General features: G+C 67.5%; 16 protein-coding genes. 6 read left to right on the forward strand and 10 right to left on the reverse strand.

What is annotated here, in order from left to right:
- Positions 1 to 328: 328 nt before the first annotated feature.
- Positions 329 to 961, forward strand: a complete 633-nt coding sequence (locus PROPJV5_RS12020) for a hypothetical protein (RefSeq protein ID WP_119716602.1) — start codon at positions 329 to 331, stop codon at positions 959 to 961.
- Between the two features lie 104 nt (positions 962 to 1,065).
- On the forward strand, positions 1,066 to 1,191 hold the full coding sequence (locus PROPJV5_RS13060; RefSeq protein ID WP_275403720.1) for a hypothetical protein: 126 nt from the start codon (positions 1,066 to 1,068) through the stop codon (positions 1,189 to 1,191).
- A gap of 126 nt (positions 1,192 to 1,317) precedes the next feature.
- Here PROPJV5_RS13060 and PROPJV5_RS12025 read toward each other — a convergent pair whose 3' ends face one another.
- The 6 genes from PROPJV5_RS12025 to PROPJV5_RS12050 form a co-directional block, all read right to left on the reverse strand.
- Positions 1,318 to 2,136 (reverse strand): DeoR/GlpR family DNA-binding transcription regulator, encoded by an 819-nt coding sequence (locus PROPJV5_RS12025; RefSeq protein WP_420812736.1) that lies wholly within the window; start codon positions 2,134 to 2,136, stop codon positions 1,318 to 1,320.
- Between the two features lie 133 nt (positions 2,137 to 2,269).
- Complete coding sequence (locus PROPJV5_RS12030; protein WP_119716604.1) at positions 2,270 to 3,100, reverse strand: hydroxypyruvate isomerase family protein; 831 nt, start codon at positions 3,098 to 3,100, stop codon at positions 2,270 to 2,272.
- Positions 3,101 to 3,407: 307 nt separating this feature from the next.
- A complete protein-coding gene (locus PROPJV5_RS12035) occupies positions 3,408 to 4,715 on the reverse strand; it encodes an MFS transporter (protein ID WP_119716605.1) in 1,308 nt (435 codons plus the stop codon).
- 90 nt (positions 4,716 to 4,805) lie between these two features.
- Complete coding sequence (locus PROPJV5_RS12040; protein ID WP_220474433.1) at positions 4,806 to 5,402, reverse strand: class II aldolase/adducin family protein; 597 nt, start codon at positions 5,400 to 5,402, stop codon at positions 4,806 to 4,808.
- 2 nt (positions 5,403 to 5,404) lie between these two features.
- Positions 5,405 to 6,655, reverse strand: coding sequence for a Tm-1-like ATP-binding domain-containing protein (locus PROPJV5_RS12045; RefSeq protein WP_119716607.1), 1,251 nt, complete (start codon positions 6,653 to 6,655; stop codon positions 5,405 to 5,407).
- Positions 6,627 to 7,472, reverse strand: a complete 846-nt coding sequence (locus PROPJV5_RS12050) for an N-acyl homoserine lactonase family protein (RefSeq protein WP_220474434.1) — start codon at positions 7,470 to 7,472, stop codon at positions 6,627 to 6,629. The genes PROPJV5_RS12045 and PROPJV5_RS12050 overlap by 29 nt, the downstream gene beginning before the upstream one ends.
- Positions 7,473 to 8,012: 540 nt before the next feature.
- Between PROPJV5_RS12050 and PROPJV5_RS12055 the strand changes: the two genes are divergently transcribed.
- From PROPJV5_RS12055 to PROPJV5_RS12765, 4 genes are all read left to right on the forward strand, one after another.
- Positions 8,013 to 8,642: a hypothetical protein gene (locus tag PROPJV5_RS12055; protein WP_119716609.1), complete on the forward strand. Its 630-nt coding sequence runs from the start codon at positions 8,013 to 8,015 to the stop codon at positions 8,640 to 8,642.
- 211 nt (positions 8,643 to 8,853) lie between these two features.
- Positions 8,854 to 9,480, forward strand: coding sequence for a hypothetical protein (locus PROPJV5_RS12060; protein WP_119716610.1), 627 nt, complete (start codon positions 8,854 to 8,856; stop codon positions 9,478 to 9,480).
- A gap of 10 nt (positions 9,481 to 9,490) precedes the next feature.
- Positions 9,491 to 10,141 (forward strand): hypothetical protein, encoded by a 651-nt coding sequence (locus PROPJV5_RS12065; protein WP_147385452.1) that lies wholly within the window; start codon positions 9,491 to 9,493, stop codon positions 10,139 to 10,141.
- Positions 10,142 to 10,412: 271 nt separating this feature from the next.
- On the forward strand, positions 10,413 to 11,066 hold the full coding sequence (locus tag PROPJV5_RS12765; RefSeq protein WP_220474435.1) for a hypothetical protein: 654 nt from the start codon (positions 10,413 to 10,415) through the stop codon (positions 11,064 to 11,066).
- A gap of 260 nt (positions 11,067 to 11,326) precedes the next feature.
- On the opposite strand, the gene brnQ is transcribed toward PROPJV5_RS12765, so the two are convergent.
- The 4 genes from brnQ to PROPJV5_RS12090 all read right to left on the reverse strand — a co-directional run bounded on the left by brnQ (position 11,327) and on the right by PROPJV5_RS12090 (position 16,413).
- A complete protein-coding gene (gene brnQ, locus PROPJV5_RS12075) occupies positions 11,327 to 12,706 on the reverse strand; it encodes a branched-chain amino acid transport system II carrier protein (protein ID WP_220474436.1) in 1,380 nt (459 codons plus the stop codon).
- A 114-nt stretch (positions 12,707 to 12,820) separates the two neighbouring features.
- A complete protein-coding gene (locus tag PROPJV5_RS12080; RefSeq protein WP_119716612.1) occupies positions 12,821 to 13,537 on the reverse strand; it encodes an SDR family NAD(P)-dependent oxidoreductase in 717 nt (238 codons plus the stop codon).
- A gap of 212 nt (positions 13,538 to 13,749) precedes the next feature.
- Positions 13,750 to 15,132, reverse strand: a complete 1,383-nt coding sequence (locus PROPJV5_RS12085; RefSeq protein ID WP_119716613.1) for a dihydrolipoyl dehydrogenase family protein — start codon at positions 15,130 to 15,132, stop codon at positions 13,750 to 13,752.
- Positions 15,133 to 15,327: 195 nt separating this feature from the next.
- Positions 15,328 to 16,413, reverse strand: coding sequence for an SGNH hydrolase domain-containing protein (locus PROPJV5_RS12090; protein WP_119716614.1), 1,086 nt, complete (start codon positions 16,411 to 16,413; stop codon positions 15,328 to 15,330).
- Between the last annotated feature and the right edge of the window lie 114 nt (positions 16,414 to 16,527).

Below are 16,527 nucleotides of genomic sequence, written 5' to 3' on the forward strand. Positions count from 1 at the left end.
TTTCTGACAGTGGACGACTTCGCAATCCCCACTCAACCAGCAAGGCCCTCCCATGCGTTCACACCCCTGGATCACAGTCCTTCAACCAACCAGCCCGATCAGTACAGCTAACCACGTTGTCGTGTCCCAGACCGACCCGCTTTGGTGGTGACCACCTCACCGGCCAGGAAGGCGGCCGTCGCGGCCCCGGCCACCATCGCATCCACCGCCGCAGGGGATGCGACGGACTGCGAGCTGAAGCATCCGGGCGGTCGACCGTCGGCGAGCACCTGGACGGGCCGGAGCACGTTCTTGGCCGGGCGCGTCTGCGACCCGTAGTCTCGTCACCATGACTTGGAGCAACCCCACCCCGGCGGCAAACGCCTCACTGGCCAAGGGAGCCGCGATCGCAGCACTGGTCTATCACGGCCTCGCCCTCGCCCTGTTCGCGTTCTTCGCGTCCGCCCTCTCGTCGCTGCTCCTCTCCTTCGCGTCCCTCCCCACCGACAACGACCTGGGCAGTCTCCCCCGCGATCTGTCAGCCGCACTCACGGTGATGCTCGTCCTCTTCCTCATCATCCTCGGCTCACCCGTCGCGCTGTCGGTCTGGATGCTCGTCGCCGCGAACCGAGGCCGCCCCGGGCAGGTACTCGCCGCCCTCCTCCTCTACGCCACACCCTTCGTCCTCTTCCTGCTCACCGGGACGGTCATAGCCGTCGCAAACGACCAGGGGAACTCGCTCCTCAGCTTCTACACCAGCGGCCTGCCCGATGCCGCCATCATCATCGTCGGCTGGGTCGGCTGGTGGCAGATGAGACGCCCGCCCGCGGCGCCCGCCATCGGCCAGCCCCCGTACCAGGTGCAGCAGCCGATCCCCTACACCGCACCCGCGCAGCAGTACGCGCCGCCGTATCAGGGCACGCCCCAGACGCCTCAGCCTCCGCCGCAACCGGGGCAGGGCTCACCGTGGGGCCTGTCCTAGGAACGGTGTCAATGGCTCCATCGCCCGTCAAGGAGCCATGACGACCGGGGGCAGCAGCCACCAGCAGTAGCCCGTCGACCGTGGGGTTGGCCAGACTGGAGGCCATGACCCCGACACCACCACCAGAGGAGTCGGCGGAGCCGGACATGGCCCGGCGTGAGGCGATCGCGCAGATGGTGCGCCGGGCCAAGGACGCCGGTACCGCCCTGATGGCCCGCTCAAGGCGTTGACCATGAAGGCCGTCGACGAGATGACCACCTGGATGGCCCGGCCGTTGGAGCCCATCCACACAGCGGTGTTCATCGACGCGATTCGAGAATCAAAGTGCGTGACGGGCAGGGCGGCACGGGCCGAGGTCAGCTCTCGGCCGTCACGGGCTCGTCACCGGCGACGATGACGTCCGGGCTCCTCCTGCGCAACTCCGAGACGATCGGCCCGGGGGTTCCCGAATCCACGATGACATGGTCGAACTCGCCGACGTCGGCGAACCGGAAGATTCCCCTCCTGGTGAATTTCGCATGGTCGGCGAGCAGGACGGACTCGTTCCCAGCCCGCAGCATGGCCCTCTTGACCTCTGCCACATCCTCGTAGGGGTGGACACAGGACATGGCCACGATCCCGGGCGCGGACAGGAAACAATAATCCGTCGTGATCCTCTTGAGCGCCTCCAGCGTGATGGCCCCCATGGACGAGTGAGCCCACGGTCGGTACTCACCGCCGATGATGACCAGTCCGGACACCTTCTCCGATATCGCCTGGTTCGCGATGAGCAACGAATTGGTCACGATCGTCAAGGTGTCGACGCGATCGAGGGACCTGAACAGCCACACCCCGGCGCTGGAGTCGTCAAGGAGGACGGAACTGCCGGGCGCGACGAGCGAGGCCCCGGCCCGGGCGATGATCCTCTTCTCCTCCGCGCCCTGCTCCACCCTGAAAATGGCGTCGACCGCGTGAAGGCCGTTCACGACGGCGACGATGCGCCCCCGATTCCTGCGCAACACGCCACAGTCCTCAAGAATGCTCACGTCACGGTAGATCGTCATCACCGATACGCCGATGAGACCGGCGAGTTCCTCCGCAGTTGCGGCGTCACCAGTCATGACAGCCTTGGCAATGGCCAGCTGGCGAGCACGAACACTCATTCCAGAGGATCGGCCCTCCTGGTTCTCCCTCATTGTCATCACATCCTCGACAGATGACCGAACCGATGCTACAGAGAGATCATCCCCGCTTCATGGCCGAACACCGCACTTTGAGGCCCGCAGGGCGGCCGGGCCTCTTCAGGCTTCTGCTGCCCCTCGACGAGCCTCACGGCCCACCCGCCCTCTCCGCCTGGCCACGCTCGGACACCGGCAACCAACCCAGTGGATCCGAGTCCCCCGCGGGGTCGTACTCGAGACCCACATACCCGGAGTAGCCCAGGTCGACCAGTGCCCCGAGGATGTTGGCGAAGTTGAGCTCCCCGGTTCCCGGGCGCCCTCTGGTGGGGACATCGGCGATCTGCACGTGCCCGATGCGACCCATGATCCTGGAAAGGGTCGAGATGACATTCCCCTCCGTCAGCTGAGCGTGGTAAACGTCGTAGAGGAGCACGACGTTGTCGCTCCGACAGGCCTCCACCACTCGCATCGCCTCGTCAGTGTCGCGGCACGCGTAGTTCCGGTGCGCAGACCTGTTGAGGGGCTCGACGAGAATCCTCCTGCCCTGCGCGCACGCCTCGAGCGCGGCCCAGCGCATGTTCTCGACGAGGCAGTCCATTCCGACGGCTCGGCTCCGATCCCCGGGAATGTCCCCGGCCAGTACGTTGATGTCGTCGCAATCGGAAAGCACCGCGAAGTCGAGCGCCTCGAGGAACCGGGCGCGCCATTCTTCCACCCGGTCCGGGTCGGCCGCGAAGCCGCGCTCGCCCTGCGCATAATCGCCCTCGTACATGTTGAACATGGATATCCGGACGTGCTCGCGCCGAGCGGCCGCGGCCACCTGCCGGTAATCGACTCCGGCGGGCCAGAACAACTCAACGGCTCCGAAGCCGTCCTGTCTGGCGGCGGAAAACCTCTCGAGCAGCGGGCGGTCCGTGTGGAACCAGCCCAAGCTGAGGGAGTAGGAGAACCTCCTCCCCCGCGGATGAATCGTTGCCATGGCCTCTCTCCGTTGCACAATTGATTCAGCGTGACGAGTCAGGAATGGACGGCCCCCGCCCGGGACCTCGCAGCCCACCGCGAGACGTGTTCATGGCACGACAGGGCAGAGATCTGTCAGGGGGTTGCGTTTCTGAAAAAGTTCTGTGGGCAAGTTCCCGTGATCGGTCATGCCGTCGTGATCCGTTCTTCCAGCGGGCCGGCTGGACGCCGTCCCGGCCCGGACGCGATGTCCTGGCCCTGTGCCCGCCCGGGGCCGCCCACGTCGACGGCCCCGGACACCCGATCGGGCGGCACCCGTCCGGGGGTCAAACAGCGGCCTCGTCCTTCGCGGGCGTGGGTGCCACCTCGTCGAGGACGAAGACGATGGAGACGAGCCCGACCACCGCCCACGCGCCGATGTAGACCATCATCGCGTTGTACCCGCTGAGACTGACCAGATAGCCGGCGACGACGGGTGAGATGGCACCGAACAGGTTAGTGCAGAACCCGTACACGCTATTGGCGACAGCGACGCATTCCTTCCTCGAGACCTCCGCCGGAAGAATCCACGCACAGTTGCCCATGGCAGCCCCGAAGTAACCGATGGAGATGATCACGAGTCCGGCGAGCTGACCGTGGGCGAAGGGCATGACGAGCACCACCGCGGTGAGAACGAGACCAATCACGATGGGGACCTTGCGGGCGTGTTTCCTGCTCACACCGCGCGCGACCAAGTGGTCACTGATCCATCCCCCGAAGACGATACCGACCAGCGCGCACAGGTAGGGGATCGTGCCCTTGACGCCGCCCCTCAGGCCTCCCGTCACATCGACGTCGAAGGCCTCGCGCATGTACTTGGGGAGCCAGGTCATGAAGAAGAAGAACGCGGTCGACGTGGCACCGGTGATGATGTACAGGGCGATGAGACGCCGGTCGCTCAGAACGTACTTCACGTGCTCGCGCGTGGTCCTCCCGGCGCTCCTCTCCTCGCCGCCGCCGGCCTGGATGAGCTCGACCTCGGTCTTGTTGACCCGCGGCGCCCCCTGCGGGGTGTCGTGCACGACCGCCCGCCAGAACACCGAGACGAGCAGGGTGACGGCACCCGCGAAGACGAAGGCTCCTCGCCAGCCCCACGCGTGGGTGACGCCGGCAACGATCGGGATGCCGAGAGCGGTGCCGCAGGTGGCCGCGAACTGGTAACTCGAGACCGACTTCGCGCGCTCAGTGGGCGGGAACCAGCGGCGCACCAGCGTCGCGTTCATCGGGAAGGTCGGTGCCTCGAAGACGCCGAGTCCCAGGCGGCAGGCCATGAGCGACTTGAACCCGACTGTGCCGCCGCTGAGCAGCGTCATGAGCCCGAAGCCGATGAGGCCCACGAAGCCGACGATCCGCTCCCCGAACTTCTGCATGAGGACGCCGAAGACCAGGATGACGACCACGATGCCCCAGACGAAGGCCGAGGAGAGCCAGCCGTACTGGACATCGCTCATCCCGAATTCCTTCTGGACCGTCGGTCCGACGACGGCGAGCACCGCCCGGTCCAGGTAATTGGCGAAGGTCGCCGCGATCATCGCGGCGAGGACCCAGACCCGGAACCGGGTCGGTCTCGCCTCTTCAACAAGTTTCGCTGACATTGATTAACCCTCGATGTTCTTCGTGGGGTCCGGTCCGAGTCCGCCCACGGCCCCGCGTGGACGGCCCGCACCATGACCCGATGGTTTCGTTCATTCCGAGCCGCCGAGGAGGAAGGCGATCATTGCGGTCTCCTCGACCAACTCAGCAAGGTGCTCGGCCGCTATGGGGTCGCGGCCCAGTGCCACGAGACCGTGGTCACGCAGGACGAAGGCCATCGGCGCCGACGGCCCAGCAGCGATGACGGACCCGACCCGTGGCCAGTCCTGCGGGGGTACGGCCGCGTGGTGCACGTCGATCACGGGGAAACCGTTGGGCTGCTTCATCCTGGAGTGCCAGGTGGGCTGGGGGATCCTCTCGTGCGATCTGGCGACGGCGATCGAATAGGGCGCATGGCAGTGCACGATCGCGTTCACGTCCGGGCGCGTCTCATAAATCCTCGCGTGGAGGAACGCCTCACGAGTCGGTGCGCCCCGCCCGGAGAGCACGTTCCCCGAGAGGTCGGTTTCGAGGAAGTCGTCCGCATCGCAGTCGGCCAGGGACGTTCCACTGCGCGTCACGATCATCGAGCGGCTGTCCGGCCCCACGCGGGCGCTGACGTTACCCCCGTCGCCGGTCTGGATCCCGCGCCGGTAGGCACGCCGGGCCGCCCTCACGAGCAGTTCCCTCACATCGTCTTGGCCGTCCATCGTCATTCACCTCCGCACGTGGTCCGGCCGGAGATCCTCGCGAAGAGATCGGCAGCAGCAGTCCCAAATCCCTCTGTGTTCAGGTCGCCCTCGAAGAGGGTCGTCCTCAAACCGGGCCCTGCGCTCTCGATGATCGCGTCAACCAGCGCCTTGTCGACCTCGGGATCGTGCATCTTCCCGCCTGCCTCGGCCTCGGAGCGGAGGGCGCCGGTCGGGATCAGCATGTCAACGCCCCGGTGGCTCCCCGCGATCCTGCCGCCGATGACGCGTCCGACCCTTCTCGCCTCCTCAACCGTCAGCTTGATGTGCGCGAGGTTGCTGTTGTGCAGGACAAACCGGCGCCCCGCCAGGCCAACCGGGAAGTTGTCGGTCCAGTCGTCGATGAAGTCCAGCCCGCCCGGAGCCAGGAGCACCGGCGCGTCACCGGCCAGGAGCCGCTCCAAACGGCCTTTCGCACCGACCGAGTAGCCGGTTTCCATGACATCGCTGACGATCTCGTGGAGTGTCATGTCGAGTGCCCCGTGGAGCAGCCCCTCTTCGACGCACTCCTCCATCGTCGGCCCGCCCGAACCCGTGGCGTGGAAGCCCACCGGCTCGAAACCGAGTTCCCGCAGCCGTCTGATCGCCGCCACGGCGGCGATGTTGGTCACGCCCATCTGGGTCAACCCCACCGACAGCCGGCTCCCCCGCCGGATTCCCTCCCCCGGGTTCTCGGCGAGAGTGAGCATGCCGGCCAAGCAGGCGCACGCGTTGTCGAGCGTCGTCCGCGTGAACATGTTCACCCCGGCGAGATCGGACAGGGACGGGACCACGATGATGTCCCTGTTTCCGGTGACGAGCTGGAATTCCCGTGGTCCGGTGGCCGCCGTGGTCACCATCACCTTGGGCAGACCGATGGGAAGGCGCCGCATGGCCGAGGTCGCGAGAACGGTGTTCTGGAGTCCTCCGGCCGAGATGATCCCGTGGACCTGCCCCTCCCGGTGGAGACGACAGATGAACTCCGCCGCAACAGCGGCCATGAAATCGATCTTCTCTCCCCTGCCGGAACTCGCCAGTGCATTCCACTCGGCGCTGTGAAAACGACGGATCTCATTCGAGGAGTATCCGGTCCCGGGATCGAGCGGATCGGTGTCGAGGGTCGAGACGTCGATGTAGAAGGGATCGAGGTGGGACGCAGCCAAGCGGGAGAACATGAAGCGCATCTCCTCCCGTTTGGTGTCCCAGCTACCGACGATCGCTGCTCGTGGTGCCATCGGTTCCCCCAATGATCGGGTTCTCCGCCAGACGATCGGGAAGGGTCTTGTCGTGCGCGGGAAGGATCTGGTGCCTCTCCTCGACGCGGGCCTTCTGCTTGCGAACGCTGTTCCACGTCGCCACGACGTCGGCGAAGCGGCCCGGCGGGATGATGTCGTAGTGCAGTTCCGGAATCGGGTCGAGATTGCGCAGATCGAAGAGGGAGTCGCCGGCGCAGATGTAGTTCCGGCCGTCGGCGCAGTCGACCTCGACGGAGACGTGCCCCGGCGAGTGCCCGAACGTCTCGAGGATCCTGACACCCGGGATCACCTCGAGCTCGTCACCCTCGACTGGCTCGATGTGCGTGTTCCCCTTGTAGGGGGCCTCGAGTCCGAGCGCGGGATCCTCGTATGACTTGTAGTACAGGGGGATCGGGTGCTGGGCGAACTCGTATTCGCGCCGGTGGACGAGCACTCGGGAGTTGTTGAACTTCTCGAGATAGTAGGAATGGTCCCAGTGCAGGTGCGTGAGGATCACAATGTCGATGTCATCGCACGAGTACCCCACGCTCTTAAGCATGCTCTCGATGTCCTGTCCCTCATCCTGCCAGGAGCCGGGATGGTGGTACTCATTGGCCCGTTCCGTCCAGGACATCCCCGTGTCGACGAGAACGAGCCGATCACCGCCCTCGACGAGAAAAGCATAATCGGGAAGCGGAATCTTCTCGTCCGGGACGTCCCTCAGGTAGGGCTCCGCCGAGAAGTGGAAATGATACTGAAGAGGCTTGGTCGGGATGAACCCGGTATTCAACGGCCTGATCGTCAGGTTCGATGCCACTTTGCGTCTCCTAAACGAAGTTGTGGATAGCGCCGCCACGAGGTATCGCGCCATGGCGGTTCACCCCCGACGTCGACACCCCCTGCGGCACACCAAAATTATTTCCACGAAATGCCCCGGTCAAGCACACCCCATCCCTCAAGACAGGGACTCCCCACAATGTCAGATGTGTTTTCAAAAATATATTTCTGAAAATCGTTTCCAGTTATCACGTTCCTTGTTGACGGGTTGAACCAATCGGTCGATCAGGGGACACTCCCCTCACACGACCGCTGTTATGCCCTCAACAGAGCACACAGGATCGGACATCAACGGTCACAACTGGACACGGCAAATAAAATCCCGGGAATCTCATGATCCGAGATCATTCGTTTCGAGATTCGGTCATCGTGGTGCTCGGCCGGCGGGCTGCCGTCTCACCACACCCCTCGAACCGTACCAGCGAGCCTCGGAGAGGCAGTTGACCGCACCGAGGGCGCGGGTTGACGAGCGATCACCACACCCTGGTCAGGTGGGCCTCGGCCCGATAGCTTTGTCATCATGCCCAGGACGAACCCCGTTCCCGAGACAGGGACCTCGTTGGCCAGGGGAACGGCCATCGCAGCCCTCGTCTACCACGGCGCCACGCTCCTGGTGGCCATGGCCCTCGCGATGGTTTACGGCCCGGTGATCTTCATCTTCGGGGGCGCCGCACTCTCCATGGAGGACTACAACAGCCGCGCCGCGGCGACGGCCATGGTCTTTCTTCTGATGCTCATCATCGCCCTCGTCGTTGTCGCCTCACCCGTCGCGCTGGCTGTCTGGATGATGATCGCCGAGCGCCGCAACAACTCGGGGCAGGTGGGGGCGGCGCTCATCGGTTTCTCCCTGCTGGCCGGGCTCGCCCTGATCGCCGTGGTGACCTGGCTCCTCACATCCGGCCCGGGCGCCCCGACCGCTGTCCTTCTCATGTTTCTCCCCGAGTGCGTCATCATCATTCTCGGGTGGATCGGCTGGGCTCGCATGAGAGGCGCCTGTGCACCCGGCCCGTTCCCGAACCAGATGCACATCGGCCCCCATCCCACACCCGTCCAACAGCATGCGTCCCACCACGGCCGGCCCCTGACGCCGCCGACCTCGCCGTGGCAGGGGCAGGAGTCGCCCTGGCCGGCACCAGGGCGGATGGGCTGACGCCCCCGGCCACGCCCGACCCAATGACCGCGCATCCGTTCTCGGCCCTCACCGGGAAACCTCGACCCGACGCCGGCCCGTACCCTCCCTCCCGATGGGCACGATGAGGCGGATCCGACACGCGACCGGGCGAGATCCAGAGGTCCACTGAGAAGAACTCCTCACGAACACCCCTGGCCGGGCAGGCCGCCACCCCCGTAACCTCAAGGCCATGAGCCAGATCACCCCAGCCCCCGAGGCCAACATCTCATTGGCCAAGGGCTCGGCCATCCTCGCCATCGTCTATCACAGCATCCTCGTTGCGACGGCTTTGGCCACCACCGTAGCCATCGGCGGGATGACAACGCTGATGGGCTACAGCGGATCCGGAGGACTCGAGGGCGAAGGGTCTCGAGCCGCGAGGGAAGTCATGCTCATCACCGTGATGGCCCTCATGGCCACTCTCGCGCTCCTGACCCTGTCGATCTGGATGCTCGTCTCCGTACGTCGTTACCGCCTCTGGCACGTGTGCACAGCGCTCATCGTCTTCTCGGGGCTCGCCGCGCTCCCCCTGATCATCGCGGCGATCGGGCTAGCGCCCAGCGCCCTGTTCTCGTTCAGCCTCTACCTCCTCCCCGAAATCCTCGTCGCCCTTCTCGGCTGGTTCGGCTGGTTCCGCATGAGACGCCCACCCGAGGTACCCGCCGTCGGCCAGTTCTCGTACCAGCTGCCGCCGCCCGGCCCCTACACCGCCCATCCCCCGCAGTACGCGCCCGCGCCCTACCGCCTGCCCCCGCCGAGCTCATCGCCCTGGTACGGGCAGAGCACGCCCTGGCCCGGTGGACAGCCGGGCCGGTAGCCTGGCGGCCATGACGCAGCTCAGCCCCGCTCCACAGACAGACGTCTCGTTGGTCAGGGGAACGGCCATCGCCGCCCTCATCTACCAGGGCGCCATCTTCCTGGCAGCCATGGCCGTCGCGCTGACCTACGGCCCGATCATCTTCATCTTCGGCGGCGCCGCGCTCTCCATGGAGGGCTACAGCAGTCAAGCCATGACGGACGCCGGAATCTTCTTCCTGGTGTGCATCGCCGCTTTCGTCCTTACCACGGCGCCCTTCGTCCTAGCGGTTTGCATGTTCATCGCCGCACGCCGCAATGACATACGCCAGATGAAGGTGGTGCTCGTCCTCTTCACCCTGGTGTCCGCACTCACACCGATCGGCATGGTGGCCCTGATCGCAACCGCCCACCACATCCCGGCCGCCGCCCTTCTCGCGACGATCCCCGAGTGGGCGATCGTCGTTCTTGGCTGGACCGGTTGGACACGCATGAGGCACCCGTCAGCACCAGTCGCCGACCAGTCGCCTCAGCAGATGCCTCAGCCGGCCCCCGGGGTGCTGGCTCAGCACCCCGAGCCAGTACCTCACCACGGCCAGTCCCAGACGCTCCCCACCGACCTCGCCGTGGCAGGGACAGGTGTCACCAGGTCACCATGGCAGGCGCCGGGGCGGATGGGTTGAGGCTCCCCGCGGTCGGGACGGTGCCGGACAACCACGCCCCCAGACTCGCCCGAAAACCGCCGACCTCGACAGCCGCCATGCCCGACGGCACTGCTCACCGGGCATGGCGGCGAAAGGGCCCCGCCTGCGCCGCGGGGCCGCCCGGGGCATCACGGCCCGGTCGTCTTTCGCACACAGTCTCGTTGTCACGAACCAGACCGGCTCCTCCCCGCCGCCCACCACGCGGCCATGGTCTTGGCCGGATGCGCCGGCACCCCGTAGCCTCGTCCTCATGACCCAGAACAGCCTCACCCCGGCAGGAAACGCCTCACTGGTCAAGGGAGCCGCGATCGCGGCACTGGTCTATCGCGGTCTCGCCTTCCTGGCGTTCGGATTCTTCGCGTCCAGCCTCACATCGCTGTTCTTCCCCTTGGCGTCCCTTGTCCCCACTGGCACCAGCGATTCCCCCAGTGAGTTGTCGGCGGCCCCCGCGGTTCTGCTCATCTTCCTTCTCACTGCCCTCGGCGCCCCCGTTGCGCTGTCGATCTGGATGCTCGCCGCAGCGAATCGGGGCCGCTCGGGGCAGGTGCTCGCGGCACTCATCCTGTACTCGATCCCCCTCGGTCTCTCCCTGATCGAGGGGATCGTCGTTGTCGTCTCGTACGATCACGACCCGGCCCTGTCTGGCCCCTCCCTCAACCCCGTGATCGGGATCCTGCCCGAAGCGGCCATCATCATCGTCGGCTGGGTCGGCTGGTGGCAGATGAGACGCCCACCCGCGGCGCCCGCCATCGACCAACCCCCATACCAGGTGCAGCAGCCGATCCCCTACACCGCACCCCCACAGCAGTACGCACCGCCGTATCAGGGCCCGCCCCAGACGCCCCAGCCTCCGCCGCAGCCGGGGCAGAGCTCACCGTGGCAGCGGCCGGGCCAGAGGGGTTGACGGACGGCTCGCAGGTCACCGCCCCGCTGGGCGTACGACCGCGAGGAATCCGGTGATGCCGCCGTCGGCGCCCGGTGACCTGCTCGGGTGCGAACGGATCACCCATGGCCACCGCGATGTATCTGGCCTGCGGTTCACGGGCGACGAGTTCCATGACCGGACGCCTGATGCGCTGATTGCGCCACCCGGTACCGGGTCCGGTGACCGACGGGCCGCTCAAGGGGCTTCAGCGTTCGGGCCGCGCTCCGTCCCTGCGATCGTCAGCGAGACGCCCCACCTCGCCGGGAAACCGTTCGGGCATGCCGCAACCCCGGGTCGGGACTGCTCCAGCGCCCGCCCGTGATGTCGATGACCACGCCGGTCACCACGCAGACCAGCGTCGGGAAGGTCCAGCCCGTCTCGTCGTTCCAGAGCCGGGTGCGAGCCAGCAGGACGCTGGGTGCGGTGACACCGAGAGCGCTCAGCGCCGAGACCAGGCCAAGCAGCCCGGCGCAGGCCGTGCCCCATCGGTACGCGGCACGCAGGTGGCCGGGTGCCACCGCGTCGACGAGGGTGACCGCGACGAGCGTGATGGCGACCGGGTACAGCAGCAGGGTGATGGGGAAGACGATCCTCACGATCATGCCGAGCCCCAGGTTCGCCAGGAAGAAGCAGACCACCGTGCCCGCCACGAGCTGTCGGCCGAAGCCCACTCGTGGCCATGCTGTCGCCGCATAGCTCGACCAGGCGCTGAGCAGGCCGGCCGATGTGGTGAGACAGGCGAGGATGACCACGGCGGCGAAGATCACGACACCGGCACCGCCCAGCGAATGGGCTGCGGCGCCCCGCAGCAGCCCCGCGCCATCGCTCGGGTCGCCACCACCGACACGGGCACCGAGCATGGCCAGGCCAAGGTAGACCAGGCCCAGTAGCGCGGCGGCGATGGCAGCGGCCACCGAGGCGGCACTGACGGTCCTGCGGCGGTCCGTCGCTCCCTGCGAGTCCAGCGCGTTGAGCACGACGAGGCCGAACACCGAGGCCGCCAGCACGTCCATCGTGAGGTACCCCTGCACGAGGCCGGTTCGGAACGGACTGGTCGCATATCCACCGGCGGGCTCCTGCTCGGCTGCGGGGAGCCGTACGAGGACGACCACGCACAGCACCGCAACGAGTATGAGCAGTGTCGGGGTGAGCCAGTGTCCGATCCGGTCGGCCAGGCGGGAGGGTTTGAGGGCCAGCAGCAGGGTGAGGCACCCGAACACGGCCGCGTGCACGGGCAGCGCCCAACGTCCGGGCTCGACGCCGGCCTGAGCCAGCAACGAGCGGGTGGCCAGTTCGTACGAGACCGTCACGACGCGCGGCACCGCGTACAGGGGACCGATGACGAGGTAGACGACCAGCGGCATGAGGGTACCGAACCGGGGCCCGACGCGGTGCGCGATGCCGCTGATACCCTCCCCCGAGGTCGACACGGCGACAATCGTGGCGAGCGGCAGGATCACTCCGGTGAGGAGGAAGCCCGCGAGGACGACGGGGAGGTGCGCACCGGCCGAGGCGCCCAGCACCGGCGGGAAGATGAGGTTCCCCGCGCCGAAGAACAGGGCGAAGAGCATGAGCCCGGTCGTGGTGACGTGACCGGTGGGGTTGGTCTGGGCAGGCACGGGGACCTCTTGTCTGGTACGGCGGCGTGGCAGGGACCCGTACACAGTAGACGAGGAGGCAACCTTGCCCACATCAGTGGCTGGCACGACGGCTGGTCCCCTACGGGCAGGGCCTCACAGGGACGCGCCCGTGCGCCGCTCGAGAATGCCGATGAGCCGGTTCTGGAACCTCGGGTCGAGGGCCGCCCGATGCGGCTCGGTGGCACGACGGTGGTGCCAGTAGCCTCCGGTGCGCGGGGTGATGTCGGTCTCGGGCGCGGTGGCGAGCCATTCCTGGGTGCGGTGCCCGGCGGTGAGGTCGTCCGGGGCGCCCGGGCCGCCCATTCTCGTGGGCACCCAGCCGGGATCGACGGCATGGGCGAGCGTGTCACCGCTGCTGCGGGCGAGGGCCATGGCGAACGCCGTGACGCACAGCTTGCTCGTGCTGTACGAGCCCCGGTCGAAGTCGTCGGCGCCGACTCGGGTGTCACCGTCGCGGTGCATCGAGCTGGACGTGACGATGATGCGCCCGGGCAGCGGCATGCAAGCGGTGAGCAGGTAGGGGGCCACCACATTGACGGCCATGACGTCCGGGCCGCTGAGGACACCGGCATTGTGGATGACCGCGTCGAGGGGGCCGAGAGCGGCCGCCTGCTCGGCGACGGCCCGCACCTGGCCGGGGTCGGCCAGGTCGCCGCAGATCACGGTGTGCATGCGGGCGAGCACGTCCGGGTCGGTGAGCCGATCTGCGCTGCGCAGGTGAGCAACCACATCGTGCCCCGCGTCGGCGAGGGATTCCGCGATGAGTCGCCCCAGCCCCGAGGACGCCCCTGTCACCATCACCCGTGCCATGGTCAACTCCTCTCCTGCGGAGCCAGCATGTCATGCCCGACGGGCCGCGGCCAGAGCAGGTCCACGTGGCAGGGCCCGTGCGGGACGTCAGACCAGCTCGCGTCCTGGCAGGGAGCCTCTTGGTCCTCGTCCGCCATGAGCCATGGCTGCCGAGGCGCACGTCGGCCGATCAGCAGGCGCAGCCGGGCCGCAGAAGGCCGGACGTCCAGCCCTCAGCGCCCTGCGGAAAGCGTGGCGAGCACCTCGTTGAGCGCCTCGGTGCTGGACGGGTGGGTCCAGATGCCGTCGCGCAGCTGGGTGGCGGTGGCGCCGGCGCGCATGGCGAGGGCCACGAGGTTGATGACCTCCTGGGCGTCCGTGCTGAACACGGTGGCGCCGAGCACCTTGTCGGTGGCCGGATCGATGAGCACCTTGATGAGGCCGTGGGTCTCGCCGAGGATCTTCGGCCGGGGCATGGCGGCGATGTCGGCGACCTTCTTGGCGGCGACCACGTGGTCGATGCCCTGCCGGCGCGCCTCGCGTTCGGTCAGACCGACCTGGGCCAGCGGCGGGGTGATGAAAGTGGTGGTCGGCACCGCCGACCGGTCAGCGGTGGAGCGGGATCCGTCGCCTGCGAGCTGACTTGCGAGAATGCGGTAGTCGTCGAGCGAGATGTAGGTGAACTGCGGTCCCCCGTTGACGTCGCCGGCCGCCCAGATGCCGGGCACGGAGGTGGCCAGGTGCTCGTCGACGATGATGAAGCCGCGCTCGTCGGTGGCGACACCTGCGGCGCCCAGGTTCAGGGCCGCTGTCTCGGGTCTGCGGCCGGTGGCGACCAGCACGGCCTCCGCGTCGATGCGTCCGGCGGACGTGTTCACGCCGGTCGCGTCGATGGCCTCGACCACTGCGCCGGTGAGGATCCGTACGCCGCGGTCGGTGAGGGCGGTGACGACGGCCTCGCGCACGTCGTCGTCCAGGCCGTCCAGGCCGGAGCCGAACCGGGCCGAGCGTTCGAGGACGGTGACCTGTGAACCGAATGCGGCGAACATCGAGGCGAACTCCATGGCGATGAAGCCGCCGCCGATGATGGCGAGCCGTTCCGGGAGGTCGGTGATGTGCTGGATCGACTGCGAGGTGTGCACGTTCGGCCCGTCGATGCCCGGCAGGTCGGGCAGCAGCGGGCTGCTGCCGGTGTTGATGACGATCTGGTCCGCCGTGATCTCGAGGGTCTCGTCACCGCCGCGCACCCGGACCCGATGGGGCCCGGTGAACCGGGCCTCACCGCCGATGAGTGTGACGGCCTCGACCGTCTCGAGCATGGCCCGGTTGGCGGCACGCAGCCTGGTGACGAGGGAGTCGCGCGAGGCGATGGCCTGGCGCAGGTACGCGGCCGGCTCGGCGCCGGCACGGTGCTCGGCGGAGTCGATGAGGTCCTTGGTGGGCACGCAGGCCACATTGATGCAGGAACCGCCGATGAGGGAGTCATCGCGTTCGACGAGCACGACGCGTCGGCCCCGCCCGCCGAGGTCCTTGGCCAAGGTCTTGCCGGCCTTGCCCCAGCCGATGATGAGCAGATCGGCGGCCAGGGTCTGAGTCGTGGCGCTGGGTCCTGTCATGGCGACAAGAATATTGGCCGCCGGCCGCTGCACCAGCAGCCCGGCTACGCGATGAGCGGACAGGCGAGCCAGCCCCGGTGCGGCGCGGGCCGAGCGTGGCCGATGGGCGTGGCAGGCCGGGCCCCTGCCGTGGGCGGCGGCGCCGTGCGGGGACCGGGCTGCTGGGGCCCGCAGGGCCCGCGGGCAGGTGCCCGGCTACAGCCCGAGCAGTGGTTCGACGCGGTCGGCCAGGATCGGAGCCATTGTGAGGGCGTACGGGCCGCTGATGTGGTTGTCGTCGAGGTAGACGAAGATGTTGCCGATGATCGTGTAGCACTCGCCGTCGACGCAGTACAGATCGGTCGGGTCGATCTGATGGAATTGCGGGATCATCAGCAGCTCGACGGCGGGATCGATCCGCGCCAAGTGGGTGTCCTGCGGGAAGGAGCATCCGCCGAATGGCGTGCCGCTGGGGCGTTCGCTGGAGCACTCGTAGAGGTCCTTGGTCGACCGCGGGTTGTCGCGGAAACCGATGACGATGATCCCCAGCGAGGAGAGCTGTTCGGCCAGTTCCCTCACGCCGGGCCTCAGCGCCTCGTCCGGGGAGCCGGGAACGGCCGCGGTCGTGCTGAGCATGACGACATCGGGCGGGTCCTCGGCGAGGAGGTCGAGGACGACCTCGTTCCTGATCCGGCACTCGCCGTCGTAGTACTCGGGCTGCCCGAAGGAGCAGCCGCCCATCAGGTACTGGCTCAGGTCCAGGTCGTGACGGCTGGCCAGTGTCAGGGCGACCGGGGTGATCATCTGCTCGATGTGGGAGTCCCCCACGATGACGATCCGGGGCCGGCCCGCGTTACTGGCCGGCATCGAGCTGCACAGCGTCTCCGTCTCGCCGAAGAGTTCCTGCTGGCCGGGCGGGCAGGGCGCGGGCAGGTCGGGGATCCAGCTCTCACCGACGGCGAGCGGCCCGGGGATCGGCTCGGCCGAGAAGTCCTGCGGCCCCTGCGAGAGGATGGCTGCCGCCCCGGGATGATCCGGGTCCCCGGTGCCGCCCAGGGCCGCTGACAGCTGGGCGGCACGACGGCGGTCGAGGACGATGTCGGTGCTGACGAGTGGGACGAGGCCGACGGCGAGCGAGACGAGCACGACCATGGTCTTCTTGAGTACGATGCGCCCCGTACGCGGGTAGCGCTGCGCCGGCTGGTCGACGAAACGGGTCATGAACCATGCGAACGCCAGCGAGGCCGCGATCAGGATCGTGCCGCCGCGCAGACCGAGCCTCGCGCGGTCGAACTGCGCCATGAAGAGCACGAAGACGGGCCAGTGGATCAAGTACACGCTGTACGACATGTCACCCAACGCCACCAACGGACGCCACGACAACAACCGCTGAACCGAACCCCCCACCGGAGCCGC

The sequence above is a fragment of the Propionibacterium ruminifibrarum genome (genome assembly GCF_900289195.1).
GTDB lineage: Bacteria > Actinomycetota > Actinomycetes > Propionibacteriales > Propionibacteriaceae > Propionibacterium > Propionibacterium ruminifibrarum.